The 26,342-nt window shown below is 63.2% G+C and carries 21 protein-coding genes; 13 read left to right on the forward strand and 8 right to left on the reverse strand.

Translation table 11 applies throughout. From position 1 onward, the window contains the following. Nucleotides 1–2: 2 nt before the first annotated feature. Nucleotides 3–761, reverse strand: a complete 759-nt coding sequence (locus AC1DX4_RS33850) for an SDR family oxidoreductase (RefSeq protein ID WP_477224462.1) — start codon at nucleotides 759–761, stop codon at nucleotides 3–5. 103 nt (nucleotides 762–864) lie between these two features. Between AC1DX4_RS33850 and AC1DX4_RS33855 the strand changes: the two genes are divergently transcribed. From AC1DX4_RS33855 to AC1DX4_RS33870, 4 genes are all read left to right on the forward strand, one after another. Continuing rightward, entirely contained in the window at nucleotides 865–1,758 is an 894-nt protein-coding gene (locus tag AC1DX4_RS33855; protein WP_477224463.1) for a LysR family transcriptional regulator, read from the forward strand. A gap of 122 nt (nucleotides 1,759–1,880) precedes the next feature. Then, on the forward strand, nucleotides 1,881–2,816 hold the full coding sequence (locus AC1DX4_RS33860) for a hypothetical protein (protein WP_477224464.1): 936 nt from the start codon (nucleotides 1,881–1,883) through the stop codon (nucleotides 2,814–2,816). A 405-nt stretch (nucleotides 2,817–3,221) separates the two neighbouring features. Next, entirely contained in the window at nucleotides 3,222–4,751 is a 1,530-nt protein-coding gene (locus tag AC1DX4_RS33865) for a sensor histidine kinase (RefSeq protein WP_477224465.1), read from the forward strand. 216 nt (nucleotides 4,752–4,967) lie between these two features. Then, nucleotides 4,968–5,288: a hypothetical protein gene (locus tag AC1DX4_RS33870; RefSeq protein WP_477224466.1), complete on the forward strand. Its 321-nt coding sequence runs from the start codon at nucleotides 4,968–4,970 to the stop codon at nucleotides 5,286–5,288. Nucleotides 5,289–5,520: 232 nt separating this feature from the next. Here the strand turns inward: AC1DX4_RS33870 and AC1DX4_RS33875 are convergent, their stop codons facing one another. Next, nucleotides 5,521–7,077: a serine hydrolase gene (locus AC1DX4_RS33875; RefSeq protein WP_477224467.1), complete on the reverse strand. Its 1,557-nt coding sequence runs from the start codon at nucleotides 7,075–7,077 to the stop codon at nucleotides 5,521–5,523. Between the two features lie 174 nt (nucleotides 7,078–7,251). Between AC1DX4_RS33875 and AC1DX4_RS33880 the strand changes: the two genes are divergently transcribed. Beyond that, entirely contained in the window at nucleotides 7,252–8,910 is a 1,659-nt protein-coding gene (locus tag AC1DX4_RS33880) for an acyl-CoA synthetase (protein WP_477224468.1), read from the forward strand. Nucleotides 8,911–8,941: 31 nt separating this feature from the next. Here AC1DX4_RS33880 and AC1DX4_RS33885 read toward each other — a convergent pair whose 3' ends face one another. Next, entirely contained in the window at nucleotides 8,942–9,925 is a 984-nt protein-coding gene (locus AC1DX4_RS33885) for a methyltransferase (RefSeq protein ID WP_477224469.1), read from the reverse strand. 45 nt (nucleotides 9,926–9,970) lie between these two features. Further along, nucleotides 9,971–10,771: a DUF2066 domain-containing protein gene (locus AC1DX4_RS33890; RefSeq protein WP_477224470.1), complete on the reverse strand. Its 801-nt coding sequence runs from the start codon at nucleotides 10,769–10,771 to the stop codon at nucleotides 9,971–9,973. Between the two features lie 101 nt (nucleotides 10,772–10,872). Here AC1DX4_RS33890 and AC1DX4_RS33895 point away from each other — a divergent pair, with 101 nt between their 5' ends. Beyond that, nucleotides 10,873–11,472 (forward strand): CGNR zinc finger domain-containing protein, encoded by a 600-nt coding sequence (locus tag AC1DX4_RS33895; RefSeq protein ID WP_477224471.1) that lies wholly within the window; start codon nucleotides 10,873–10,875, stop codon nucleotides 11,470–11,472. A gap of 179 nt (nucleotides 11,473–11,651) precedes the next feature. Next, entirely contained in the window at nucleotides 11,652–12,626 is a 975-nt protein-coding gene (locus tag AC1DX4_RS33900) for a nucleoside hydrolase (RefSeq protein ID WP_477224472.1), read from the forward strand. 124 nt (nucleotides 12,627–12,750) lie between these two features. On the opposite strand, the gene AC1DX4_RS33905 is transcribed toward AC1DX4_RS33900, so the two are convergent. Then, entirely contained in the window at nucleotides 12,751–13,602 is an 852-nt protein-coding gene (locus tag AC1DX4_RS33905; RefSeq protein ID WP_477224473.1) for a sulfotransferase domain-containing protein, read from the reverse strand. A 156-nt stretch (nucleotides 13,603–13,758) separates the two neighbouring features. Between AC1DX4_RS33905 and AC1DX4_RS33910 the strand changes: the two genes are divergently transcribed. After that, nucleotides 13,759–14,724, forward strand: coding sequence for an Lpg1974 family pore-forming outer membrane protein (locus AC1DX4_RS33910; protein WP_477224474.1), 966 nt, complete (start codon nucleotides 13,759–13,761; stop codon nucleotides 14,722–14,724). A gap of 169 nt (nucleotides 14,725–14,893) precedes the next feature. On the opposite strand, the gene AC1DX4_RS33915 is transcribed toward AC1DX4_RS33910, so the two are convergent. Continuing rightward, nucleotides 14,894–15,175: a hypothetical protein gene (locus tag AC1DX4_RS33915; protein WP_477224475.1), complete on the reverse strand. Its 282-nt coding sequence runs from the start codon at nucleotides 15,173–15,175 to the stop codon at nucleotides 14,894–14,896. Between the two features lie 354 nt (nucleotides 15,176–15,529). Between AC1DX4_RS33915 and AC1DX4_RS33920 the strand changes: the two genes are divergently transcribed. Further along, a complete protein-coding gene (locus tag AC1DX4_RS33920) occupies nucleotides 15,530–16,414 on the forward strand; it encodes a hypothetical protein (RefSeq protein ID WP_477224476.1) in 885 nt (294 codons plus the stop codon). A 443-nt stretch (nucleotides 16,415–16,857) separates the two neighbouring features. Continuing rightward, entirely contained in the window at nucleotides 16,858–18,744 is a 1,887-nt protein-coding gene (gene htpG, locus AC1DX4_RS33925; protein WP_477224477.1) for a molecular chaperone HtpG, read from the forward strand. A 16-nt stretch (nucleotides 18,745–18,760) separates the two neighbouring features. Here the strand turns inward: htpG and AC1DX4_RS33930 are convergent, their stop codons facing one another. Both AC1DX4_RS33930 and plsY read right to left on the reverse strand, forming a co-directional pair. Continuing rightward, nucleotides 18,761–19,741 carry a GlxA family transcriptional regulator gene (locus tag AC1DX4_RS33930; protein WP_477224478.1) on the reverse strand — a complete coding sequence of 327 codons (981 nt, stop codon included), beginning with the start codon at nucleotides 19,739–19,741 and terminating at the stop codon, nucleotides 18,761–18,763. Nucleotides 19,742–19,902: 161 nt separating this feature from the next. Further along, nucleotides 19,903–20,577 carry a glycerol-3-phosphate 1-O-acyltransferase PlsY gene (gene plsY / locus AC1DX4_RS33935; protein WP_477224504.1) on the reverse strand — a complete coding sequence of 225 codons (675 nt, stop codon included), beginning with the start codon at nucleotides 20,575–20,577 and terminating at the stop codon, nucleotides 19,903–19,905. Nucleotides 20,578–21,162: 585 nt separating this feature from the next. On the opposite strand from plsY, the gene AC1DX4_RS33940 reads away from it, so the two are divergent. The 3 genes from AC1DX4_RS33940 (at nucleotide 21,163) to AC1DX4_RS33950 (ending at nucleotide 26,309) form a co-directional block, all read left to right on the forward strand. Further along, nucleotides 21,163–23,706 (forward strand): bifunctional diguanylate cyclase/phosphodiesterase, encoded by a 2,544-nt coding sequence (locus AC1DX4_RS33940; protein ID WP_477224505.1) that lies wholly within the window; start codon nucleotides 21,163–21,165, stop codon nucleotides 23,704–23,706. Nucleotides 23,707–23,970: 264 nt separating this feature from the next. Next, nucleotides 23,971–25,503 (forward strand): FAD-dependent monooxygenase, encoded by a 1,533-nt coding sequence (locus AC1DX4_RS33945; protein ID WP_477224479.1) that lies wholly within the window; start codon nucleotides 23,971–23,973, stop codon nucleotides 25,501–25,503. A 98-nt stretch (nucleotides 25,504–25,601) separates the two neighbouring features. Beyond that, complete coding sequence (locus AC1DX4_RS33950; RefSeq protein WP_477224480.1) at nucleotides 25,602–26,309, forward strand: hypothetical protein; 708 nt, start codon at nucleotides 25,602–25,604, stop codon at nucleotides 26,307–26,309. Nucleotides 26,310–26,342: the final 33 nt, after the last annotated feature.

The following is a 26,342-nucleotide window of genomic DNA, read 5'->3' on the forward strand; positions in this document are numbered from 1 at the left end:
CTTTAGAGAACGCCGCCATTGGCGCGGATGATTTGTCCGTTGACCCAGCCGCTATCCGGGCCGGCAAGGAACGCGACGACGCCGGCAATGTCGTCGGGCTGGCCGAGCCGGCCGAGCGGGCTCATCTTGCCGATGGCCTCGATCTGCGCCGCGCTCTTGCCGTCCGTGAACAGCGCGGTCTCGACCGGTCCGGGCGCCACGGCGTTGACGGTGACGCGGCGCGCGCCAAGCTCCTTGGCCAGGATGTGCGTCATTGCCTCGACAGCCGCCTTGGTGGCGGCATAGACGCCGTAGCCCGGCTGGTAGAGGCCGACGACGCTCGATGAGAAATTGACGATGCGGCCGCCATCGCGCAGGCGTTTCGCGCCTTCGCGCATGCCACGGAACACACCGCCGAGATTGATCGCCACCTGCGTGTCGAACGCGGCGTCGTCGGTCGCGGCGATCGGCGAAAGCTTCATGATGCCGGCATTGTTGACGAGGATGTCGACACCGCCGAACGCCTTCTCGCCGGCGTCGAACAGTGAAGCTATGCCTGTGGGATCGGCGATGTCGGCCTGCACGGCGATCGCCTTGCCGCCTTCGGCTTCGATCGCGCCGACGACCGCTTCGGCCTCCGCACGGCCCCGTGCATAGTTGACGACGACGGCGACGCCGTCGCGGGCAAGCCGCTGGGCGATCGCCGCGCCGATGCCCTTGGAGGCGCCGGTCACGATCGCGGTTCTGGTTGGGCCACCCGTACTTGTCTGCTGGTTTGTCATGTAAGTCTCTCCGTGTTGTTGATGACACGGATATAGGCCAAGCCAACTTCCGGATAATCAGCCGTCTCTTGACATCACTATTCGTAAACTGCGAACAAAGGCCATGGATCGGCTTGACACGATGCGGCTCTTCGTTCGCGTTCTGGAACGGCGCAGCTTCACCGCTGCCGCCGCCGATCTCGGCCTGCCGCGCTCAACGGCGACAGAAGCGATCCGCCGGCTCGAAGAACATCTTGGCGCCCGCCTGCTGGAGCGCACGACACGGCAGGTGAACGCCACGCAGGACGGCGAAGCCTACTATCAGCGCTGCCTGTCGATCCTGGCCGAGATCGAGGATGCCGAAGCCGCCTTCCGCAAGGCCGAGCCCTTCGGCCTGCTGCGCATCGACGCCAGCACGCTGCTCACCCGCACCTTCCTGCTGCCGCGCCTGCCGGAGTTTTTGGCCCGCTATGTCAGGATCGACCTGCAGATCGGCCAGAGCGACCGGCTGGTCGACCTTGTGCGAGAGGGCGTCGATTGCGTCATCCGTGTCGGCGAACCGCCCGACAGCGGCATGATCATGCGCCGGCTGGGGATGATCCGCGAGATGACTTGCGCCAGTCCCGGCTATCTCTCTCGCCACGGCATACCCGCCTCCCCCGATGCGCTCGACGGCCACCAGGCGGTCGGCTTCGTCTCGTCGCGCAGCGGCGAGGTGCTGCCCTTTGAATTCACCGTCAACGGCAAGACGCGCGAGATCCGGCTGCCCGGCCGTGTCGCCGCCAACAATTCCGACACCGCTGCCGATCTGGCACGGCTCGGCCTCGGCCTCATCCAGGCGCCGCGCTATCGTTTCGAGAAGGACCTGGCGGACGGCACGCTCGTCGAAGTGCTGGCCGACTGCCCGCCCTCGCCGACGCCGCTGTCGGCGCTCTACCCGCAGAACCGGCAGCTCTCGCCACGCCTGCGCGTCTTCCTCGACTGGGCGGCGCGCATCTTCGCCGAGGCGAACCTTTAGAACGAGGGGACAGGCGTCGGTTCAGTTGGTAGCTCGCCGCCATCGACCCATCGCTGACGAAACCGTAGGTGTTGAAGCAAAATGGCATTACTCTGCGCAGTCTGGGGTCTTGGGGCAAAAGGATGGATTTCGGCACAGGCCATGGCTACCTCCTCATCGGCGGCCTCATCCTGGTTGGTGCCGGGCTGCTGATCCTGTCGCTGATCGTCAATCTTCGCGTCGCCCACAGCGTGCGCGACGACGTGCGCCATCGCGAAAAGCTGCTCGAATATTACCGCAACATCTTTTCACAGCTGGGCGTGATCCTGATCGGCATCGGCGTGTCGCTGTTCATCTTCTTCTTCCAGCAGAACTATCAGGACCAGCGCAGACGCGAGACGGAACTGCAGCAGGTTCTCGCCAAGCTGGCGGCGCGCATTGCCCGCGGCGCTCCCGTCGTCGGCTCGCTTGGCGAATTCGACACGCTGCTGGATCAAGGCGGGCCCTATGTCAGTCCGGAGCTTGGGGGAACGAACGCCGCGGTCAGCACGCAGGGAACCGAGCTCGGCAAGCAGGTCGCCGAGATCCTTCTGGTCGAGCGCGACGTCGATATCAAGGACTTCGACATCCTGAATCTGTCGCGCGATTTCGAATCGTCGTTCGTCGTCAACGAGCTCGATCCGACGCTGTGGTTCAACATCGTGCGCGACGAGAGCGAGATCAAATACGCCACCACCCAGCTCGCCCTCGACTATAAGGACCTGCAGGACGCGATCGGTGGCGATCCGATCGAGGTCGCGATCGCCAATCCTGAACAGGGGCCAAGGATCAAGCACGAGGTGCTCGACATCTTCTACGATGCCGACCTGCTGCGCCAGCGCAGCAGGCGATTTCTCGGCCGTGCGTGCTGGCTCCTTGGCAACGGGCGCGGCTTCGTCAGCCTTCGACCGATCGATGCGATCGAGGCCGATGCCAGGTCGCACCAAGAATGGATCGACCGCTCGAAACCGCTGCTGACGCAGGCAAAGTCGGGCAGCGGCGATTGCTTCAAACTGCTGCGGTACGGCCCGGCGTCGTGAGCTGGGAGCGTGTGGGCAAGGCCGCCGCTCTGGTGTCAAAACCAATCACTCCCAACAACCGGGTTCGACCCATTGCGGACTCTTAGTTGCGGGGCTCGCTTGACGCGATCCGCCCCCTGAGGCGTTGTTCGTTTGCTGCTGGTGAATGGCGGCTTTGCGCCTCACATCGGTCGCTCAGCATTGCGCAACCGCTGCCTGTAAGCAGACGAACCGGCTGGAGCCTCGCTGGAGGCAGACCATCCGCTGTTATGTATGGGAGCGCTTACGCGAATCCAGCCTCGTGGCAATCCGATGTGTGTTGTGAGAGCCGACCTCAGCGAGTAATGTGGATCGCCCTCAGCATCGCCACGGCAAGCTGATGGTTGGAAGATGCTTCGCGCTTTCGCCTGCAAGGGAGGATGCGTGTTGAACGACCTTCTAGACACTGCGCCGATAGGTGATCCACCGTCGAATACCAATTTCCTGTCAGGTGGCGGCGAGATGGGCTCGCTCACCCGAGCTTACGACTGGAACAAGACGGACCTCGGGCCACCTCAAGGTTGGCCTCAAAGCTTGCGTACCACCGTCAAGCTGATGCTCCAGTCGCGTCACCCCATGTTCATCTGGTGGGGGCCCGATCTCATCCAATTCTACAATGATGCCTACCGTGCGACACTAGGACCTGAACGGCATCCTAGTGCCCTGGGAGACCGTGGCAAGGATTGTTGGGCGGAAATCTGGCACATTATCGGTCCTCAAATAGAATTCGTTGTGGCCGGAAAAGGATCGACTTGGGACGAGGACGCCTTGGTCCCGGTGACCCGCCACGGCAAGCGCGAGGATGTCTGGTGGACGTATAGTTACGGGCCGATTGATGTCGATGGCGAGGTCGGTGGGGTCCTGGTCATCTGCAATGACGTTACTGAGAGGCATCTGGCAAAGGAGGCGTTGGAAGATCACACTCGCTACCTTGAGCAACTCTTTGAGCAAGCGCCCGGTTTCATAGCGGTGCTCCAGGGTCCGAACCATATCTTCGAAATCGCCAACGCTGCCTACAAGCGCCTGGTGGGGGATCGAACATTCGTCGGGAAAACTGTGCGCGAAGTGATCCCGGAGATGGAGGGCCAAGGCTTTTTCGAATTGCTTGATGAGGTCTATCGAACAGGCGTCGCTCATGTCGGCAGACGGGTACCAGTCATCTTTGTTGGAGACGCCGAAGCGCTTGCCAAGACAAGAGTGGTCGACTTTGTCTATCAGCCGATCATCCTGAGAACCGGGGAGAGCACGGGAATCTTCTGCGAGGGGATCGACGTGACTGACCACGTCCAGGCCGAAGAGCATCTACGACTGATGAATCAGGAATTGAAGCACCGAGTTAAAAACACCCTGGCAATGGTCAGCGCAATCGCCGGGCAGACCCTTCGTGGAACTCCTTCCGCATCTGCGCTTGCGACCTTCCACGGGCGTTTGGCCGCCTTCGGAAAGGCCCACGACACTCTGACGGCCGACACCTGGGCTACGGCGTCAGTAAGGAATGTTGTCCACGACGCACTTGAAGCGCACCGGACCGGGCAAGGGAGGTTCATCATATCCGGCCCAGACATCACCTTGGGCTCGAAGCAGGCGTTGTCGCTCGCCCTTGCCACCCATGAGTTGGCGACGAACGCTGCCAAGTATGGGGCGCTTTCCAGCACCCGGGGCACGGTTCACGTTTCCTGGCGGGAGGAGCGTGAGGGAGATGCGGTCATGTTTCACTTCGAGTGGAAAGAGGCAGACGGCCCATTGGTCACGGCACCGATGAAGAAGGGCTTTGGGACTCGCCTCATCAATCGCGTTCTATCGGCAGATTTCGGGGCGCGCGTCGAGATCGACTATGCACCCGGCGGGCTGGTCTGCCGCCTCGTTGCTCCAACTCAGAATTTGAACCAAGACCACCCTGCTTTTGCGGGCGAGTGATCCGGATAGCAAAAGCGAATTGTTCAGATGCCCATCGACGCGCGGCGTGCAGGGCCGTACCATCCTGTTGTCAAAAATGGTCTCCGGAAAGTGGCCTGGCCGCGCATGCTACGGCGATGATAAGCGCGCTTAACAGACACACTCATGCCGTTGCGGCGCTACTGCCCTTGATGATCCGGAAGTGACGCGTCCAGTGACCAGGGTTAGCGAACGACAATGGCAGGCAAGAAGATCACTTGGCCGTTGTCGACTTGCGGCTATGCAAAGCCGCTAGCCGGCTGGCTGCAGGGAGCAAAGCTTATAGAGGCTGCTTTGGCGATGCATGCGCCTGGAAAAGGAGTGCTAACAATGGCCTACACGCTGATTTGGTACGGTAGGCAAGGTATTGTTGAACAGATTCCCTTCGACGCCGAGAAAGCTGCTCGCGACCAAGCGCTCGCGACCTTTCCCATTCGCAAGGAGGTCGATGGTATCGTGGCCGTGGAAGTTCGCAAAGATGACGGCACGGTCGTTTTCAGTCTGGCAGGCGGTCACTGACCGGTCGTATTCCTTCAATGGAGCCCTGCGCCAATTTTGGTGACCCAAGGCATTCCCAAGGCACGTTTGGACGCAAAAGAGTCTGCTTCCCATCCCCATCATCCCGAAACCGGACCGTCTGCTCTCGGCCCCGTCCCGGTCGTTGAGAAACGCACGTCCGAAGAGCTACTTCTGGCGCAATGTGCTCGTTCTAACAGTTGAGCCGAACGGCAACTCCCGCCCCTGTCAGCACCTAGTCGCCCACCCGCCGCAGCGTGCCGAGATGATTGTCGTCGAGGAAGTCTATGGTCATCGCCGACGCCTTGCCGTCGGGGCCGACGACGAAGCTCACGCCGGTCGGCCTGTCCGGCGTCTCGGCATCGGGGAAGGTCAGGAACAGGTCACCGTCGAAATGCGTCAGTGAGTAGGACCGGGCGCCGGCCGGGCCGACCTTGAGCACAAGGCTGGCTCCCGCGCTCGCCACGACAGCATCGCCGATGAAGTCGTTGGTGTAGCGGCCGGCATAGGCACTGGCCGGCGCGGCCGGCCTTGCCGGAGACGGCGGCGTGGCATAGGTGGCCTTGGCCGCCTCGACCACCGGACCGAACATGCCGTTGTAGATGCCGTCCCACGCCTTGATCCAGTCCTTCTCGACCGAACCCTCGAAAACGAGATCGGCAAAACTGTCGGACAGCCCCTCCGGCACACCTGTCGGGAAAGCGTTGGCGAGGATGACGATGCCAAGCTTCTCCTCCGGGAAGACCGTCACCAGCGTACGCGCGCCGACGCTGAAGGCACCCGCATGGCCCCAGCTCAGGCCATGGCGGCCGAATTCGACATTCCAGCCGAGGCCGTAGAATGATGCACCGGCCGAGACAGGGTTCTTGCCCCGCGTCATCAGCGGCACATGCATCTGGTCGAGAGCATCGGCGGCAATCAGCGTCTTGCCTGCATAGACCCCATTGCCGATGATGAGGCGCACCCATTGCGAGAGATCGCGCGCGGTGGAACTGACGCCGCCCGCGGGCGCCTGCGCATCCGGATCACGCTTGATCTTCGCGGCCCAGGCGCCATCGACCTTGACATGCAGCGCGGCATGATCGGCGTGCTTGACGAAGTCCGAATGACGGGAACTGGTCGAGGCCATGCCAAGCGGACGATAGAGCTTCTCCTCGGCGACATCCTCCCAGGACTTGCCCGTCGGCATGGCGGCGGCAATGGCGCCCTCGGTCAGCCCGAAATTGCTGTAGGAGTAGCCGGCGCGAAAGCTCGACGATGGCGGCACGAAGCGCAGGCGATGCAGGATCTCGGCGCGGTCATAGCCAATGTCCTCCAGGTCGTCGCCGGCGGTGCCCGGAAGCCCGCTGCGGTGCGAAAACAGGTCACGGACGGTGAGTTGGCTGGTCGGATAGGGATCGGCCAGCCGGAAGGCCGGATCGAGATCGGCGATCTTCGAATCCCAGGACACGATCCCGTCGCCGACCAGCGCCGCCACCACGGTGGCGGAGACCGGCTTGGAAAGCGAGGCGAGCTGGAACACCGTGTCTGCGTCGACCGCTTCCGGCTTGCCGGCCTCGCGATGGCCGAAGCCTTTCAAGAAGATCACTTGGTCATCATGAACGACCGCGATGGCGAGACCGGGCACGCCACCGCCGGCGACGGCGGCTTGCGCCAGCGCTTCCAGCTTCGGCACCGCAGCAGCGATGCGCTCCGGCGTGACGGGGTCGGCCGACGCCGCATGGGGCCACAGCGCCATCACGGCGATGACGGCCCAGATCCTCAATGTGCAGAGATTCCGATCAAGCCACATGCTCGCGCCTCCCCTCCGTGCATTCACCCCGCAAATAGTACAGCCTGGCGCCGGCGCGGCCAATGCTGGCTCACCTCGCGACTTTCGCCGCAATCGACCATCGCCACGATTTCAGGCAATCTGACAGATGATGGCGCGCCATGGGGAGATGGAGCGCCGCCAGGGAGGACTGACATGACCAGCAAACAAGCCGGCTTGCCGCGCTACGACGACGCCGTTGCGGCCTTTCGCATCGAAGGCGAAATCGCACGGCTTCACGGCGACCCGGCGACCGGCATCAATGCCTATGTCGAATGCTGCGGCCGCTATTCAGGCCAGAACCGGCTGGCGCTGCGCACGATCTCCGCCGGCGGCGAACTGCGCGAGTTCAGCTTCGACCAACTCGCGGACATGTCCGGCCGTGTTGCCAGCCTGCTCAGAGATGTTGGCGTCGGCCCCGGCGATGTCGTCGCCGGCATGCTGCCGCGTATCCCGGAACTGGTGGCGCTCATCCTCGGCACATGGCGCATCGGCGCCGTCTACCAGCCGCTGTTCACCGCCTTCGGTCCGAAGGCGATCGAGCATCGCTTGGGCTACAGCGGGGCAAAGCTGGTGGTGACCAATCCGGCCAATCGCGGCAAGCTCGACGAGATGGAGACCTGCCCGCCGATCGCCACCATCCTTGGTCACGGTGACCCCCTGCTCGCAGGCGATATCGATTTCCGCGCCGCCCTTGCCACCGCCTCGCCGGATTGCGAACCCGTCATGCGCAAGGGCGACGACCTGTTCATGATGATGTCGACTTCGGGAACAACGGGCCTGCCCAAGGGCGTGCCGGTGCCGCTCAGCGCGTTGCTCGCCTTCGGCGCCTATATGCGCGATGCCATCGGGCTGCGCCCCGACGACATCTTCTGGAACATCGCCGATCCCGGCTGGGCCTACGGCCTCTACTACGCCATCACAGGCCCTTTGCTGCTCGGCATTGCAACCACCTTCAACGAGGGCGCCTTCACCGCCAGGAGCACCTATCAGGTCATCGAGCGGCTCGGCGTCACCAGCCTTGCCGGTTCGCCGACCGCCTTCCGTCTCCTCCTTGCTGAAGGACCCGACGCCGCCGCCCGCATCAAGGGCCGGCTGCGTGTCGTCAGCAGCGCCGGCGAGCCGCTCAACCCGGAAGTGATCCGCTGGTTCGACGCCCACCTTGATGCGCCGATCCACGACCATTACGGCCAGACCGAGAATGGCATGATGGTCAACAACCACCATGGCCTTGCGCATACCGTGCGCGCGGGGTCCGCTGGCTTCAGTATGCCGGGCTACCGCATGGTGGTGCTGGACGACGAAGGCCGCGAACTCGGCCCCAACCAGCCCGGCATCCTCGCCGTCGACATCGCCAACTCGCCGCTGCGCTGGTTCGACGGCTACCACCAGGAGCAGACGCCGGCGATTGTGGGCGGCTATTACCGCACCGGCGACACCGTGGAATACGAGCCGGACGGCTCGGTCTCCTTCATCGGCCGCGCCGACGATGTCATCACTTCGTCCGGCTACCGCATCGGCCCCTTCGACGTCGAAAGCGCGCTGATCGAACATCCGGCGGTCAACGAAGCGGCGGTGGTCGGCGTGCCCGATCCGCAGCGCACCGAGATCGTCAAGGCCTTCGTCATCTTGGCGCCCGCTTACCAGGGCAGTCCGGAACTGGCCGAGGAGCTGGCCCAGCATGTCCGCAAGCGGCTCTCGGCCCACGCCTATCCGCGTGAGATCGACTTCGTCGCCGAACTGCCGAAGACGCCGAGCGGCAAGATCCAGCGGTTCCTGCTGAGGAAGGCGGAGGTGGAGAAGCGGAAGGGGTGAAGCGGGCCTACCAGCAATTAGACCGCGATCTTCAGCCGAGGCGCCCACGAAACAAGGTAGTGCCGTCCGTCAGGCGCGACCTGGAGATATCGCGCAATCCCGCCTCGGTCATCCACGCGCGATACTGACCTTCCGTGTAGGATTCGCCGTGGCGATAGAGGTTCAGGAAGGTGAGGTTCAGAAAGACACCCTCAGGCGGGCCGAGGCGGTCGTCATCGACGACACCCCACCCGGCAATTGCGATCTCGCCTCCAGGGTTGAGGCAACGCGCCGCGTTCAGGATCGAACTGCGCGCCTGGTCCGGCGGCAGGACCTGGACGACGGCCTTCAGGATCGCCAGATCGTGCCGACCGATCGATGGCGCGACAGTGATGTCGCCCTCTTCGACAACCACGTCGTTGGCGCCGTATTCTGCCAGGATAGCCGGCGCGACCGCTGCGACCGTTGGCAGTTCCATCAGCGTCGCCGCGATCTGTGGCCACCGCTCGCGAAGTCCGACGAGAATGGTCCCGGCGCCGCCGCCGATATCGATCACCGAACGAATTGCCGAGAGGTCCAACTCGCGGGCGAGATGTCGGCCGAAAATCACCCCGCCTGGTGCGAGCATGCGGCTGAAGGCCGCCGCGGACTCAGGCCCTGCTTCGGAAAAGTCGTGCAGCGCGGCCGGCCGGTTCTGTCGCAACGAGTCCGCGGTCAAGAGGTCGGCTCCCCAGAGCTCGCGCAGGAGCGCATGATCGCCGCCGCGATAGTCGGGCTTCGACGCATCGAGGAAGGCGGACGCCTCGGCTCCGTTGCGAAATTGACCATCCCTAACTTCGAGGAGACCGATGCTGGCGAGCGCGTAGAGCAGCCGCGACAGACGATCGGGCTCGACTTCGAGCGCGGCCCCAAGGCTGTCGGCAGTCGCGGCACCGCCACCGAGCCGGGTGAAGACGCCAAGGTCCAGCCCGGCTCGAAGCGCCAGGGCGGACGGCACCGCTGCGATCAGCCTGTCGATCCGATCGGAATCCACCATGTCACCTCCCCTTCCGCGGCCCAGAACCGAACTTCGAAGCAGCTTCTAATGAGTTGGTCGCAGCCGCTTGGCGGCTCCTCCCACGGCATCGCGGAAGGCGGCATCGAAGTTTACGCCGGCGATCTCCCAGCTTGCATCTTTCGCGATGAGGGGTAGCCGCCAAATGGCATGCCAGCCCGGCTCGTCGGTTTCCCAATCAAGCCGACCGACCAAGATCGCATCGGCGCCCAATCTGGATTTCAGCGTCATCAACTTATCCGCCGGAATTGCATCAATGCTCCCGAGCGTAACCGCTGCCGCCGCCAGATCGGCTTCTTTCGCGAATATCACAGGCATCGAGAACCGTGCCGAGGCATCCTCAAAGCTCGCGCGCATGTCGGAACCGTGGGCGCCGTCCGCCGCGAGCATATAGCTCCGCGCCATATCGGTGACTACGAGGACGATTGCCAGCTTCGGGCGCGGGCCCAGCCAAGGCGTCTCACCCAGCGCCGCCATCGCATCGTCCATCCGCTTTCGGTCAAACTGGAACGTGAGGTCAAAGGGGCGGTCGTGTGTGCCTTGTTCGTCGTGGATGGGAATGCCGAACATGCGATCATGATAGGTATACGACCAAACCATGGCAGTGGCCTTGATCGCCAACGAAGCGAAGACCGGATTTTGCGCAATATCAGGATTTCCCGTCAGCTTTTGCGCCGCCAGTTCGAAGCCCTGTGTAACGGCGGGGATGCGTGTTTCCTCACGATCTCCAGTGACAATCACGCTTGAACGATAGAGCACATCGTCATCCGCCTGCGCCAGGCTCGAGAATGCGAACCACGCCACGAGCGTCAACGAGATGGCCTTCATGGACGCCTCCCAGCCCTCTTGAGTAACCGTATAAACGGTTACATATTGGATGGATGGAATCAACTGAATTTATCCGCACCTACCTCTCGCCGCTCGGCCGCATGCGCATGTTGGGCGGCGCGCCGGCACTTGACCTTGCGAACACTTTGCACTGGCGTGACGGGAGCGAGGTCGATTTCATTCCGACCTATCAAGATATGTTGGCCTTTTGCGCTCCGGCCCAGTTGCTGTCTGACGACGAGGGGCGTGCGCTGAAGCGCATGGCGCGACATCATGGCAGCGCAGCCGGCAAGGTGCATCTCGAGGTGCTGAAGCTGCGCGAAGCCCTCAAATCGTGGCTCGCTGTTTCGGCACGAAATCTGAACCATGGAATGGCGCCGAAGGCACTGGCCTTGCACCGCATCCAGGAAGCGATAACACGGGCGGGCGGCACTGCCGGCTTTGGCGACATTTTGAAGCTCGCATCCGATTCCGCGAATGAGGCTATTTACCTGCCGCTACGCCGGTCCGCGGCCGCTGCTGCCATGTTGGTGCTGTTTCCGCCGGCAAATGACATCCGGCAATGTGAGGCCGACCATTGCGGCGGCTTCTTCATAAATGACAGTCGCTCGAAACCGCGGCGCTGGTGCTCGATGGATGGTTGCGGCAATCGTGCCAAGGCAGCGCGCTATCGCCTGGCACACCGAAAATCCGTTGCGTAGCATCCGTCCAGGGCGCACGCTCTTCCACAGACGCCCGTGTGACTGTCACGGAACGTTCCTGAGCCTGACGATCAGCTTCTGACCGTCTCATGCAATGTGATACCAGCGCCCGCCGGCTTTTGGCGGGCTTTTTGTGCCGGGAAGCCTCACAGTCTCGGCCGATAAGGGAGGTGCCCACCATGGAAAAGATCATTCTCGACTGCGACCCTGGGCATGATGACGCCATCGCCATCCTGCTGGCGGCGGGCAATCCGAAGATCGATCTCCTCGGCATCACCACGGTTTCGGGCAACCACAATGTCGAGAACACCACGCGCAATGCGCTCTCCGTATGCACCGCCTATGGCATCAAGGTGCCGGTGGCGAAGGGCTCTCCCGGCCCGCTCATCATCGACCAGGTGCTGGCCGTCGAGATCCACGGCGAGACCGGACTGGACGGCCCCGTGCTGCCGCCCGCCTCGTTCGACCTCGACAAGCGGCATGCCGTCGACTTCATCATCGACACCGTCATGGCGCATGAGCCGAAGACGGTGACGCTGGTGCCGGTCGGCCCCTACACCAACATCGCGCTCGCCGTGCGCAAGGATCCGCGCATCATCAGCCGGGTGAAGCGGGTGGTCGCGATGGGCGGCGCCTATACGCGCGGCAACATCACGCCGGGGGCGGAATTCAACGTCTATGGCGACCCGGAGGCCGCCGACGTGGTGTTCCGCGCCAATTGGGACGTCACCATGGTGGGGCTCGACCTCACCCACCAGGCGCTGGCCACCCCGGACCTGCAGGACAGGGTGCGCGCCATCGGCGGCCCGATGGCCAAGTTCATCCTCGATATCTGGGAGTTCATAGCCACCACGCATGGCGGCCTGCTGCAGATCGAATATCCCGCCATCCATGACGCCTGCTGCGTCGCGGCGATGATCGACCCAACCGTCTTCACCACCGAGAAGGCCGACATCCGCGTCGAGCTAGCCGGCCGGTGGACCAAGGGCATGACCGTCTGCAATTTCGAGAAAATGGGCGGCATGCACCATTTCGGCGGCACGGCGAGCGAACAGACCGACTTCCGCCACACCGTGGCGATGAAGCTCGACCATGCGAAGTTCTGTGACCTGATCGTGGATGCGCTGGAGCGGTTGGCCAGGCAGAAGGCGTGATTGAAGCGTTGTCCGAACGAGCCGGTCACAGCCGGTTCCCCTTGGACTTCATCAATTCCAACTGACCTTCGCTGGGGATGCCTCATGGCGTCGATCAGGTAGGCAGAAGCTTCATGCCGTGCAGTCAGCCCGGCAAATAACCGAACCTTTCCATTTGAGCATGGTGCTTGGATACGATCTGGTCTACCTGGCTCGGCGTCAGAACCTCGCGCCATTGATCGGTTTTGCCTGCGCGGAAGAAGCTCGCCGTGGCCGCTTCGGGCCGCTCCCGAAAACCGCCCTCCTTTTCCTCAGCCTGCAGTCTCTCGAATGACGACATGTCGAGCGCGCTGTCGAGTTCGGCGGCAGATGGATTCATCTTGAGATGACTGGCAAGTCCGGCGAAGGTCTTGGCTTGATCGGCAAGCATGTCTTCATATCGCATGACGTAGATTGCCGGATGCTGCGACCGGGTCCAGCTGTGCACATGCTCGCTCCAGGAGCCCCAGATTTCATACACCTGCTTTTCGCTGATCGTCGTGCGCATGCCTTCACAGGCCATGAAATCGATTGTCTCATCAATGGGCCTGCCGCGATGGTGCGACAATGAGATGACCACATCGAGCGGGTTCCTGACGATGTAAACGGCGCCCGCCGTCGCGGCGGGACTAATGACTGGCTGTCCCTCGTCCATCAGCAAGGCATTGTGCGTCTTGATAAAGGCGACGCCACCCGCCTCGTCAGCGAGCTTGACCTGCACTTTGGGACGCAGCGTCGGGATAAGCTCTACGTCTTCTTTGGTTATTTCTCGCCCGGCCAAGACGGAATAGCGCCATCTCCCGGCCTCGCCACTGGAGAAGCGCCCCATATTGTTGATCGACTGCGCACCAGCCTCGCCATGAAGAACCCTCAGCAGGCTGTGAAGGAAATGCCTCGTCCAGGTGTTGCCGGACTTCGGGTATGACGCCAGCCAAACTATTCCGGATTGATGGGACAAACTGGCCTCCTTACCGCCTTGCCATCGCTGATAGCGTCTCCGGCATTTTTGCAACAGTTGTTAGAATTCTAATGTAGTAACATACGCGTGAGTTGAAACCTTAGCCGGTCCCGCTGCATGTGACGTTGCGGAATGAATTGGGCTTTGGGATTTAACATGCATCTGAAAAGATTACTGCTTCTGGGCGTCTCGTCCATAGCGTTGGCGGCCTTGGCGCCGGCGGCGCGCGCTGCCGATCTCGCCGATACCTCGCTTCCGGTTGCGGCTTCGTTGCCGCTGACGGTCTTCATCGAAGGCGGCGTGAACTGGGCGAACGGCGACCGTCTGTATCCGAACACGCCTCTCCCTGACTTCTTCTCTCCCTTCGCGGGAGCAGGCGGTGAAGTTGCGGCGGGTCTCGACTATCGCATCAACGAAGCCTGGCATGTCAGCGCAGCCTTCCGCTACGGCTGGAACAAGCGCAACAAGAATCACGACGCGACGGAGAGCGTCACCTTTGCGCGGCCGCCGGGAGACGGTACAAACGGCTCGAACGGCTCGATTGACGCCACAGGCGCCCGTGCAGGAACCGTCCATGTGCGCTCGTCGCATTTCGTTGCCGATTTCGCGGTGGGCCGCGACCTCGGCATCGGATCCGGACAGGCTCAGGTCAAGCTTGGGCTGCGCTACGCCGACCTGAGCGAGAAGATAAGCGGTCCAGGCGTTGCTTACACCGATTCCGGCTTGGGATCGCTGACTTCTACCGACAACGCATCTCTGAAGAGCCGCTTCCAGGGCCTCGGCCCACGTATCGCGGTCGAAGGCAGCATGCCGATATCGGGCCAGTGGGGCGTCGACTATGGCGCGGGCGCCGCGTACCTGTTCGCTCTCAAGCGCGACCGGACATTTGCGCTCGAAGACGGTGAGACGATCACCCAGTCCGACAAAAAGGGCGTGTTCAATCTCGATGCGTCATTGGCGTTGACATACAACTTCACGGAAACCACCAAGGTGGCGGTGGGATACCGAGCGGACGCGTATTTCGACGCCCTGCCTGGAATCGATTTCACGAAACCAGGCGGCGGGGCCGATACGACCCGTGTCTATCACGGAGCGTTCCTGAGACTGACGACCAGTTTCTGACCGTCTCACGCATTGTGAGGCAATGGCCCGCCGGCTTCCGGCGGGCTTTTTTGCGTAGAGACGTCGACTGACAAAGCCACACATGCCCACTGCCAGAAGGCTGTCGGCGCACCATCCTGAGCGCCGGCTGAGAACGATGTCTCGTCGTTAGGAGACGGATTGGCGGAGGTCAGTGCGCCACCCCGTCCGTTGCATGCAGCAGCCTCCAGGCCGAGCCGAGACGGCCATGGAACTGCGAGGCACAATGCTCCGCGGCCGCATCCTCAAGGCCATCATCGACCAGCGCCTCGATGCTTCGCCGCATCAAGGCAAGCTGCATCTGCCGGGCGTGTTCGAGGTCTGCCTCTCGCATGATTGCCGTGACGTGGTAGGCGACGACGGGTTGCCCGAGGCACGACAACAGAGCGCTGGCCTCGGCTGTTACAGCAGTAATCGCATCTTCGATTTTCATTCTGGCGATCCTCATCAAAATGATGCTGACGCCTCCCCGCAAGGCGACGGTGGTCCGTCGCTTCTTTTTTAAAATTCAAGCTGCCGCGCGCTCCCGAAAGCCTCGCGCCAGTCTAAAAATTACTGTCTTCTCCGGCTCCCCCAAGCAGCCTGGTTTGGCAGCCTCGTTTGGCCAAGAACAATATCCGCCAAATTTGATTCAAAGGCGAACGGATAGTTAACTGATGGTTAATGCCGGCGCTTGCCATCCCTCCCCGATCAAGATGTTTCGTCTCGACGTTTCCTGCCGCGCAATCGCCGCAAAGCTGCCCGATGGCTGCCTTGCCTGTTGATCGCCACGAAGAAAGGTTCTGTCATGCGGTTGGTCTGGACGGTCATGTTTGCACTTGCGAGCAGCGCGGCTTTCGCCGCCACGCCCGAGGACGATTATATCGCCGCGCGTGACAAGGCGATCGCGGCCATCGCGGCGATGGACAGCGCGAACACCCCGGTGGAAACGCTCGATGCGGCCAATGAAAAGGCCCGCGCCGATCTCGAAACGCGTCTCAACGCCCTGCTCGGCCCGTTCACGGTCAAGGATTTTCCGGCAACCGGCACGATCAACCTCGAAAGCCTCAGCTCCTCCGATGTCGGCTTCGGCATGCTGGACGGGCTGCGCCATGGCACCGAGGATGGCCCAAGCATCGTGGCCTCGACGCGCGGGCTGGTCGAGCGCTGGCTGCAGTCACGCGCCGCCGAGACGGACGCCGATCTCAAACTGCCCACCAGCTTCGACGCGGCGCTGAAGCTCGATGCCTTCTACACCCAGGCCATCGGCAGCGACGCCGCCTTCACCGGCACGCTCGACTTTGCGCTGAAGACACCTGACGGCGCCGACATGGCGATCGCCCGGCTCGGCGGCTGGGCACAGGATGTCGGGCCTAACTACGACCAGGAGGTCGTCGTCACGGTCGTCAAGGGCAACAGCGTGCTGATCGCCGAAGCGCCCGCGACCCCGCCCATCCCCAAGATCGCAGCCTGCGACGCGGTGTGGACCGCCGCCGACGCCGCCGCCCAGAAACTGGCCAAGCAGGCGACCGACGACAGCGACGAAAACACATCCGACGCCGCCAATGCCGCCTGGACAAAAGGCGACAACGACTTCCGCGCCTGCCTGGGCAAGAGCCTGCCGGCGGATGCGGCCTTCCCGGCGCTGCAGGCGCAGGCGCAGGCGCTGGCGGATCACATGGCGGGGAAGTAAGGCCAATCCAGCTTGGGTTCCTCGCCCCCACGAAAGTGGGGGAGAGGTGGCTCGGCGAAGCCGAGACGGAGCGGGGGACGCCCTCCGCAAAGCCAGAGCCGGCCGAGAATTAGGCACAGCAATGCGTAGCTTTCAGAAGCAAGCTTCCAACCGTCAGCGCTGCCCCCTCTCCCACCGCTTCGCGGCCACCTCTCCCCCGCTTTGCGGGGGCGAGGAACCCAAGTCTTGAGATGCCGGCAGGACAGCGCCCTCTCTGCCCTGCCGGCTTTCGTCGCTCGGAAAGCCAAGCAATTGGCTTCCCGTCCGCTGCGCGGACCGCTCCTCAACCCCCACGAGGGGGGAGATCGGCAAATCGGAGTTGCCAGCGCAATTGAAAATGGTTGAAAGGAAGTCCTGCACGCGCCCCGGCGCGGCAGGCGGATGAACAGCGTGGGAAAATTGGAATGACGACCGACACAAAAGCGACGGAAACCAGGGCGTTCGAGGCTGACGTCTCGCGGCTGCTGCACATGATGGTGCACTCGGTCTATTCCGACAAGGACGTCTTCCTGCGCGAACTGATTTCCAACGCCGCCGACGCCTGCGAAAAGCTACGCTTCGAGGCCGTCAGCCGTCCCGAATTGCTGGGCGACGACCCCAAGCCGCGCATCTCGATTTCGGCTGACGCGGACAACAAGGAGATTACCGTCGAGGACAACGGTATCGGCATGAGCCGCGACGACATGGCCGAGGCACTGGGCACCATCGCTCGCTCGGGCACGCGCGCCTTCATCGAGCGCGTCGGCGCAGGCACAGAAGACACGCAGCTCATCGGTCAGTTCGGCGTCGGTTTCTATTCCGCCTTCATGGTCGCCGATCGCGTCGACGTCATCAGCCGGCAGGCGGGAAGCGAGGAGGCCTGGCGCTGGTCATCCGACGGCAAGGGTTCTTACGAGATCGCGCCCGCTCCGCTCGAAGCCGCTCCCAAGCGCGGCACTCGCGTCGTGCTGCATCTCATGGACGACGCCGTCTCCTACACCGGATCCTACCAGCTCGAGCAACTGGCCAAGTCGCAATCGGGCCATGTGCCGGTGCCGATCACGCTCATCGAAAAACCCGGCGCCGAGGCGCGCGACATCGCCGACGGCACGGCACTCTGGGTCCGCCCGAAGAGCGAGATCAAGCCTGAGGAATACACCGACTTCTACCGCGGCCTGTCGGGCCAGTATGACGAGCCCGCCGCCACCATCCATTTCCGCGCCGAGGGCCGGCAGGAATACTCCGTGCTCGCCTTCGTGCCGGGATCGCGCCCGTTCGATCTGTTCGACCAGGACCGCAAGGGCCGCATGAAGCTCTATGTGCGCCGGGTCTTCATCACCGACGAGGCCGACCTTCTGCCGCGTTATCTGCGCTTCGTGCGCGGCCTGGTCGATTCCGCCGACCTGCCGCTCAACGTCTCGCGCGAAATGATCCAGGAAAGCCCGCTGCTCGCCTCCATCCGCAAGGGCCTGACCAACCGCGTGCTCGGCGATCTCGTCAAGCTGGCCGAGAACGACACCGAGGCCTACGCGAAAATCTGGGAGAATTTCGGCGTCGTGCTCAAGGAAGGGCTCTACGAGGACCATGAGCGGCGCGAACAATTGCTGAAACTCGCCCGCTTCCACTCGACCACATCAGGCGAAGGCTGGCGCGGCCTTGCCGACTATGTCGCGGCGATGAAGGAAGGCCAGAAGGCGATCTTCTTCATCGCCGGCGACGACCGCGCCAGGCTCGAAGCCTCGCCTCAGCTCGAAGGTTTTAGGGCGCGCGGCATCGAGGTGCTGCTGCTCACCGACCCGGTCGACAGCTTCTGGGTGACGATGGCGCCGGACTTCGACGGCAAGCCGTTCAAATCGGTGACGCAGGGCGGGGCCGAGCTGTCCGACATTCCGCTGCTCGATGATGCAAAGACGCCGGACACACTGGCGACACCGGAAGTCGACAGCTTCCTGGCCTTCGTCAAATCCGCGCTTGGCGATGCCGTCTCGGACGTGAAGGCGTCCGACCGCCTGACCGAAAGCGCTGTCTGCCTGGTCGCCCCCGAACACGGCCCCGACCGGCAGTTCGAGCGGCTGATGAACGCCGCCGGCCGCCTCGACAAGGCGGCCAAGCCGATCCTCGAAATCAACCCGCGCCACGAACGCGTGCTGGCGCTCGCCGGCCTCGGCGAAGAGGACCAGGCCTTCAAGGACGACGCCGCCCACCTCCTCTACGACGAGGCGCGCGTGCTCGACGGCGACAAGCCGGCGGACGCCAGGGCGTTTTCGCAGCGTCTGGCCCGGCTGATCGCGCGCGGCATCTCGAAGGGCTGAGCTTCGCGGCCGGGCTTCAGTGCTGCGCCGCGGCGGCAGGCATGCGGTTGGGATGCCTGAGATGGGTTGGCGTGATGCCGGTCTGCTGGCGGAACACGCGGCTGAAATGGCCGGCATTGGTGAAGCCGCAGCGATAGGCGATGTCGCCGATCTGCAGGTCGCTGCCTTCGAGCAGCGACTTCGCATGATGCACCCTGAGCGCCAGGTAGGCCGCCATCGGGCCGATGCCGAGTTCTGTGCCGAAAAGCCGTTCGAGCTGGCGCCGCGAACAGTTCAGGCGGCTCGCGATCTCGCTGACCGGCAGCGTCTCCTGCAGGTTGCTCTCCATCAAAAGCAAGGCGCGCTTCACCGCGCGGCTCGACGCCGCTGGAAAAAGGTCGCCGACGGGCTGCACGTCGCGGCTGCTTCTGATGCGGTCGAGCACCAGGATTTTTGCCGCCTTTTCCGCCGCCTTCTGGCCGATGAACTGCGACACGAAATGGCCGGCGAGGTCGGCGGCGCCCGTGCCGCCGGCGCAGGTCGAACGGCCCCGGTCGACGGAAAACAGGCTGTCGGCATGGGCATTCACATCGGGGAACTGGTTGCGAAAATCCTTGATGTGGAACCAGCTGACGGCCGCGGCGTAGCCGTCGAGCAGGCCGTAGCGCGCCAGCACGAAACTTCCCGTACACAGCGCCGTCAGCGGCACGCCCTTCTCGGCAGCGCGCAACAGGAAGGCCTCCTTGTCGGAACTCAGGCTACGGTTGGTGTCGAGCAGGCCACCGACCACCACGACATTGTCGAAATCCTCTGGATTGCCGATCCCTTTGGTCGGCAGCAATTCGACGCCGCAGCTTGCCCGGATCGGCAGGCCGCGTTCGCCGACGATCTCCCAGTCGAATTCTATCCTGCGGCTGCGGTCGCCCTCATCGCCCGCCAGCCGCAGCGTGTCGATGAACAGCGACAGCGGCGACAAGGTGAAGTCGCGAACCAGGAGAAACGCAAACCGCCTTGCCATTGTGTGTCCGGAACCGCCCTCGGCCTGTGCTGGAACCTGTTATCACCGATGCGTATGGTTTGGCACAGCCACCAGGCCCCGCGCTTCTCAGGAGCGGCCGCTGATGTCGGAGATAAGATCGACGGCCTCGAGAAGAGGGTGTGCTCGTGTGAGCCAGCGATCTAGATCTGCGGTTCCGTCTTCGATCCTGGGCTACCTTGCCCCAGGCGTGGCTCCGTTCCGGCCAGCAGTCGCCGGATGTTGGCACGATGGCGCGCGATCACATAGAGGCCGCCGGCAATCACCAGCAGCCGGTAGGGCAGCGGTTGCTCCAGGACGCAGACGAGAACGATCGCGGTCAATGCCGCCAGCATCGAGCTCAGGGAAACAATCCTGAAAAGTGCCAGCACGGCGCAGAAAACCGCTGCCGCGCCCAGACCGATCGGCCAGGACAGCGCCAGGAGCACGCCGAGCCCCGTCGCGGCGGATTTGCCGCCGGTGAAATTCAACCAGACCGAACGGCCGTGCCCCAGCAACACAGCAAGTCCGGCCAGGCAGACGGCCCATGGTACAAAGCTTTGCAGGTCAAGCCCTGCCGGGGGCGTAAGGAACGGCAACGGGTAGAGCCAGCGGATAAAGACGATCGCCGCCACACCTTTCAACACATCGACCAGCAGCACCGCCAGGGCAGGCCCTTTTCCCAGCGTTCGCAACACGTTGGTTGCGCCGGTTGATCTGGAGCCATGCTCCCGGATATCGATGCCCGTGAGCAGTCTCCCCGCCAGATAGCCGGTCGGCACGGAGCCGAAGAGATAAGCGATCGCCAATCCAGCCACGCTCGCTATCCAGAAAACCATGGATTTACCCTGTTGCTGCAGACCAATCGCCACGACCTTATAGAGCCGCTGTCGGAAAAGGCAGAGTTGGTTTGGTAAGCCCAACTCCTTTCACTACGAAGTCCTTTCGCAGGCGAAAGCTCTGGCCTTTGGCTTCGTGCACGAATTCCCCACGACGAACATCGGACGCTGTTAAGCACCCAATCGTTCGTCCGTGTGGCGCTCAACTCGAGGAACGCTCCGGTCGTACATCGCCCAGGGAGTAGTTCATGCAAAGCCACCCGAATAATGCTCGCAAAGCCAGCACCCGCATAGGCGTTTCGTCGGGTATCTGGCCCCGACACGTCCAGAAGGGCCGGCGACGCCGGCCGTTTTAAGCACTGCTCCGCCCGGCAAGTTGAAATGCCCCGCATAGGCTAATGCTGAAACTTCCTGCCAGCATGGAAGGGCAAATTTAAGCGTTTCCTACTAGGCTCGATCGATGAGCTATTGTCCAGGAAAGCTATCCGGGTCGAATTGACCACAACAAGATTCAATCTTGGCCGCGTGAGCCGGGCCGTTTTTTCTTCCGCCAACTTGCCGGCGGCGATCGCTTTTGTCGTGCTTATGGTTTGCGCCGTCGTTGCCGACCAGCAAAACAGAATGGTCTCTGATCAACTGGCGCGCGCCGACGTGCTGGCCAAGGTCAACATCATTCGCGCCAAGCTCGAAGGCAATGTAAACGGCAATCTTCAGCTTGTTCAGGGCCTCGTCTCGACCATCGTGACGGAGCCCTATATGGGCCAGCAGAGATTCGCCGCGCTTGCCGGCAATCTGTTCGAGCAGAAATCGCAATTGCGCAACATTGCCGGCGCGCCCGACCTCGTCATCTCGCTGATGTACCCGATGAAAGGCAACGAGAAGGCGATCGGGCTCGATTACCGCAAGAACGAAGCGCAGCGCATGGCAGCGCTGCGGGCGCGCGACCAGCGGGTGCTGGTATTTGCCGGCCCGGTCGACCTTGCCCAGGGCGGGCGCGGCTTCATCGGCCGCATTCCAGTCTTTGTGCCGACTGCCGGCGGCGGCGACCGTTTCTGGGGCATCGTCTCGGCGGTGGTCGATGTCGACCGCCTCTACGCGGCGAGCGGGCTGACCGACCCGGATCTCGACATCGATGTCGCGCTCACAGGCAAGGATGCGCTCGGCGGCGGCGGCGAACGCTTTTTCGGCGGCGACCATGTCATCGCCGGAAATCCCGTATCGGCCGATGTGCAGCTGCCGTCAGGCTCCTGGCAGATTTCGGCCATCCCCAAGGGCGGCTGGCCGGCGGCTCCGAAGAACGAGTGGACCTTGCGGTCGCTTATGTTGCTCGCCGGCGCATTGGTGGTGCTGCCGATCATGGTGGCCGGCCGGCTATTCGGCGAAAGGCAGAAGAACTACGCCGAGTTGAGGCGCCTGTCAGGACGCCTGGAGCTGGCTCTTGAAGCCTCTGGTATCGGCGTTTGGGAACACGACCTCACCACCAATGAAATGGTGTGGGATGACCGCGTCAACGAGATCTACGGCAGGTCTGCCGACGGCAAGCCGCGCGGCTATGATGACTGGGCGCAGGCGATCCATCCAGAAGATCTCGGACGGGCAAGACAGGATTTTGATGCGGCCGCTGCCAGAAAAGGCCCCTACTCCTCGCAATACCGGCTCCTGCGCGCCGACGGCACCGTCCGCCATGTGCGCACGCGGGCAACCTACTTCCAGGACATCGGCGGCACGCCCAAGCTGATCGGCGCCGAATGGGACGTGACCAGCGACGTGCTGCTCAACGAAAACCTCATTCGCGAGCGCCAGTTGACGGAATCGAAGAACGCCGAGCTTAATCTCGCCAAGGCGCATATCGAGTATGCGGCGCTGCACGATTCGCTGACCGGCCTGCCCAATCGCCGCTACCTGGATGAGATGCTGGCCGAAAACGGCCAACCGAACCGGCGCACGGCACTGCTGCACCTGGACCTCGATCGCTTTAAGCAGATCAACGACACGCTCGGCCACGCCGCGGGCGATGCCATGCTGATGCATGCCTCCAGGGTCATCAAGGCCAATGCGGGCCGTGACGATTTCGTTGCGCGCATCGGCGGCGACGAGTTCGTCGTGGTGAGCCGTGGGCTTGACGACGACGGGCTCTCGGCACTTGCCGACCGCATCATCGAGGAGATGCGCCAGCCTGTCGATTATCGCGGACATCCCTGCCGTTTCGGGGTCAGCATCGGCATCGCCGCCAACAGCGGCGTCGACGTGAAGCAGTTGCTGGTCAACGCCGATCTCGCGCTCTATCGGGCGAAAAGCCGTGGCCGCAACCGTTACGAGTTCTTCAACGAAGACCTTCAGAGCGAGATCGTGCGGACCAAGCAGATCGCCGACGAGATTCTCGGCGGGCTGGAGCGGCACGAATTCGTCGCCTACTATCAGCCGCAGTTCGACGCGAGCACGCTTGAGATCGTCGGCGTCGAGGCGTTGTCGCGATGGAAGCATCCGCGACGGGGCATCCTGGCCCCCGACGCCTACCTCAAGGTGGCCGAAGAACTCAACGTCGTGGCGCTGATCGACCGCATCGTCCTCAAACACGCGCTGGAGAATTTCGAGCGTTGGTCGCGCAGTCATCTCAACATCCCGCGCGTGTCGGTCAACGTCTCGGCCAGGCGGCTGGAGGACAAGGACCTGATCGAGGGTCTGCGCAAGCTCGCCATCAAGGCGGGAACCGTGTCGTTCGAGCTGGTGGAGTCCATTTTCCTCGATGAGAACGACGATCTGGTCACCTGGAATATCGACCACATCAAGGAACTCGGCATAGACATCGAGATCGACGATTTCGGCACCGGCCATGCCTCGATCGTCTCGCTGCTCAAGCTGCGGCCGCGTCGCCTCAAGATCGACCGCCAACTGATCACGCCCATCACCGGCTCAATGGCGCAACGGCACCTGGTGGCGTCGATCATCGAGATCGGCAAATCCCTCGGCATCGAAGTGGTCGCCGAGGGCGTCGAGACGATGGAGCACGCGCGTATCCTCAAGGAGCTTGGCTGCGATATCTTGCAGGGCTACCTTTTTGGCCGCCCGATGGAGGCCAAGGCCTTCAAGGCCTTCGCCCAGTCGCGCAAATGGCTGGCCGCAGGCTAGTTGGCCCCTAGTCGATGGCGTTGCCCTTTGCCGCCGCCATGCCTGTTGCAGACCAATCGCCACATCGCTATATAGCCGCTGTCGGAAAAGGCAGAGTTGGTTCGGTAAGCCCAACTCCTCTCGGTAACGAGAGCTCTGGTCTTTGGCTTCGTGCACGAGATCCCCACGACGAACATCGGACGCTGTTGAGCGCCCAATCGTTCGTCCGTGTGGCTCTCAACTCGAGGAACGCTCCGGTCGAACACATCGACCAAGGAGCAGTTCATGCACAACCCGATTCCCCATGATGTCGTCATTGCCGGTGCCGGTCCTGTCGGCCTGTTTCTCGCTTGCGAGCTGCGTCTGGCAGGCCTCTGCGTGCTGGTGCTGGAGCAGGCCGAGAACCCCAGCTCGCCGCTGAAGCGGCTGCCCTTCGGCATGCGCGGCCTCAACGTGCCCACCATCGAGGCCTTCCACAGTCGCGGCCTGCTGGACGACATTGCGCCGCCCGCGCAGAATGGCTCGGGCGGCGGCAAATTGGCAGCCGCGCACTGGATGCAGCAGCCGCGCCGCCCGGGCGGCCATTTCGCCGGCATCCAGTTCCACCTCGACGCCGTCGACAGCTCGAAATGGCCCTATCGCCTGCCGAGCCCGGCGAACCCCGGCATGGCGGTCGAGATGGAGCATCTGGAAACCGCGCTTGCCGCGCGCGCGACCGCGATGGGCGTCGAGATCAGGCGTGGCCTCGCCGTCGACGGCTTCTCCCAGTCGGACGAAGGCGTGACCATCCGCGCCGGTGGCAAAACTTTTCACGCAAGCTGGCTCGTCGGTTGCGATGGCGGCCGCAGCGCGGTTCGCAAGCTCGGCGGCTTTGCCTTCACCGGCACCGATCCCGAGTTCACCGGCTATTCCGTCGAAGTCGAGATGATCGATCCGGACACACTCAGCCTCGGCCGCCACTATACGCCGACGGGCATGTATACCTACTCACGGCCAGGCACGATCGCGATGGTCGAGTTCGATGGGGCCGCTTTCCACCGGATGGAGCCGATCACGCTTGAGCATGTGCAGGCGGTGTTGCGCCGCGTGTCCGGCACGGACGTCACCTTGACCGCTCTCCACCTCGCCACGACCTGGACCGATCGCGCCTACCAGGCGACCGCCTACCGCAACAAGCGGGTGCTGCTTGCCGGCGACGCCGCGCACATCCATTCCCCGCTCGGCGGCCAGGGGCTCAATCTCGGGCTCGGCGACGCGATGAACCTCGGCTGGAAGCTTGCCGCCACCATCCGCGGCGACGCGCCGGCTGGCCTGCTCGACAGCTATTTCGATGAACGGCATCCGGTGGGGGCGCAGGTTCTCGACTGGTCGCGCGCCCAGGTCGCGCTGATGCGGCCGAGCCGCAGTTCGCGCGCGCTCGAAGCCATCATCCGCGATCTCATCGACACGCGCGACGGCGCGACCTATTTCGCCGAGCGCGTCTGGGGCGTTTCGCTGCGCTACGATCTTGGCGGCAGCCACCCACTGGTCGGCCGCAGCGCGCCCGATTTCGAACTGGCCGACGGGACGAGGCTCGGTGAACACTTGAGGAACGGGCAAGGCCTGCTGCTGGACTTCGACACCAGCCCTGCCCTTCAGGCGCTTGCCGGCCGCTGGAATGGGCGGATCACCTATGTCGCTTGCAACGCCGGGGGGCGGCTGGGCCTGAGCGCTGTGCTCGTGCGCCCGGATGGCTTTGTCGCCTGGGCTGCTGATGCCGAGCCTGACCTTGAGGGCGCTGCCCAGGCGGCGGCGCGATGGTTTGGCGAACCCGAATAGCTGCCTGCGCGTGCTAAAGGAACTGTTTGAGCCTGATTTCGGTTGTCTGCAGTGCGAACTGCCGTTCCACGAAGGCAGCTGATGAGCGAACATGAAACATGGCAGACAAGAAGCGTTCCCTGCGAAAGATCGTGAGCGGCATCGTCGCGGCAATTGCCACCGCTCCTGATCGCACATCCGAGCGCGACACCCCTAAAGCGTCAGTGGTCGCCGAATGGCCGCTGCCGCCATCGGCAACGCTTGGCTCCTCCATGCGCCTGAAAGGGATCGAACGTGAAGTTCGAGCCCGCCTGCCATGGGTGGTGAGGAAGTTTGCCAAGGCTGAGACGGGCCGCATCGTCTTGCGCATGTTGAAAACCGACGCGGATGCGTTCCAGGCAGCCTCTGCAACCATCTCCAGGGCACTCGAGGGGATCGAAACACTGCCAGTGCTTCCGCGTGAGGCAGAAGACATTCTAACCATCTCCGCCCGCGAGCGTCACAAATGGCTGAAGGACGGGCGTCTGAAGAGCGTCGGCACGCGCACCGTCAAGATGCGCGGGCGATCCAAGGCCGTCACCTTCCATGTCTTCGATCCACGCCACATCGAGGACATTCTCGATCGTGATTTGGCGAGCACCTGGCGGGAGGAGGATGCGCAGGAAGTGACCGAGAACAGGCGGCGCGGTGCCGGCAAGGCCGCGCTGACGCGGGCGGGAAAGCGGGAGCGCACAGCTCGCAGTCCCAGGAAAGCCGGGAAGGATGACGCTCCGCAGCCAAAGTTGGAAGGCTGGGATACGTTCGAGGCGGAAGGCCTGCTGCGCTAAAAAAGCGAGGCAGCTTGTCGGGAACAGCCCCGG

Source organism: Mesorhizobium sp. P3_A8 (genome assembly GCF_056402995.1).

Bases quoted from the DNA above. Each gene is read 5' to 3' on its own strand.
- AC1DX4_RS33850 (WP_477224462.1), bottom strand. From the start codon at position 761: ATGACAAACCAGCAGACAAGTACGGGTGGCCCAACCAGAACCGCGATC.
- AC1DX4_RS33855 (WP_477224463.1), top strand. From the start codon at position 865: ATGGATCGGCTTGACACGATGCGGCTCTTCGTTCGCGTTCTGGAACGG.
- AC1DX4_RS33860 (WP_477224464.1), top strand. From the start codon at position 1,881: ATGGATTTCGGCACAGGCCATGGCTACCTCCTCATCGGCGGCCTCATC.
- AC1DX4_RS33870 (WP_477224466.1), top strand. From the start codon at position 4,968: ATGGCAGGCAAGAAGATCACTTGGCCGTTGTCGACTTGCGGCTATGCA.
- AC1DX4_RS33875 (WP_477224467.1), bottom strand. From the start codon at position 7,077: ATGTGGCTTGATCGGAATCTCTGCACATTGAGGATCTGGGCCGTCATC.
- AC1DX4_RS33880 (WP_477224468.1), top strand. From the start codon at position 7,252: ATGACCAGCAAACAAGCCGGCTTGCCGCGCTACGACGACGCCGTTGCG.
- AC1DX4_RS33885 (WP_477224469.1), bottom strand. From the start codon at position 9,925: ATGGTGGATTCCGATCGGATCGACAGGCTGATCGCAGCGGTGCCGTCC.
- AC1DX4_RS33890 (WP_477224470.1), bottom strand. From the start codon at position 10,771: ATGAAGGCCATCTCGTTGACGCTCGTGGCGTGGTTCGCATTCTCGAGC.
- AC1DX4_RS33895 (WP_477224471.1), top strand. From the start codon at position 10,873: ATGCGCATGTTGGGCGGCGCGCCGGCACTTGACCTTGCGAACACTTTG.
- AC1DX4_RS33900 (WP_477224472.1), top strand. From the start codon at position 11,652: ATGGAAAAGATCATTCTCGACTGCGACCCTGGGCATGATGACGCCATC.
- AC1DX4_RS33910 (WP_477224474.1), top strand. From the start codon at position 13,759: ATGCATCTGAAAAGATTACTGCTTCTGGGCGTCTCGTCCATAGCGTTG.
- AC1DX4_RS33915 (WP_477224475.1), bottom strand. From the start codon at position 15,175: ATGAAAATCGAAGATGCGATTACTGCTGTAACAGCCGAGGCCAGCGCT.
- AC1DX4_RS33920 (WP_477224476.1), top strand. From the start codon at position 15,530: ATGCGGTTGGTCTGGACGGTCATGTTTGCACTTGCGAGCAGCGCGGCT.
- htpG (WP_477224477.1), top strand. From the start codon at position 16,858: ATGACGACCGACACAAAAGCGACGGAAACCAGGGCGTTCGAGGCTGAC.
- AC1DX4_RS33930 (WP_477224478.1), bottom strand. From the start codon at position 19,741: ATGGCAAGGCGGTTTGCGTTTCTCCTGGTTCGCGACTTCACCTTGTCG.
- plsY (WP_477224504.1), bottom strand. From the start codon at position 20,577: ATGGTTTTCTGGATAGCGAGCGTGGCTGGATTGGCGATCGCTTATCTC.
- AC1DX4_RS33940 (WP_477224505.1), top strand. From the start codon at position 21,163: ATGGTTTGCGCCGTCGTTGCCGACCAGCAAAACAGAATGGTCTCTGAT.
- AC1DX4_RS33945 (WP_477224479.1), top strand. From the start codon at position 23,971: ATGCACAACCCGATTCCCCATGATGTCGTCATTGCCGGTGCCGGTCCT.
- AC1DX4_RS33950 (WP_477224480.1), top strand. From the start codon at position 25,602: ATGGCAGACAAGAAGCGTTCCCTGCGAAAGATCGTGAGCGGCATCGTC.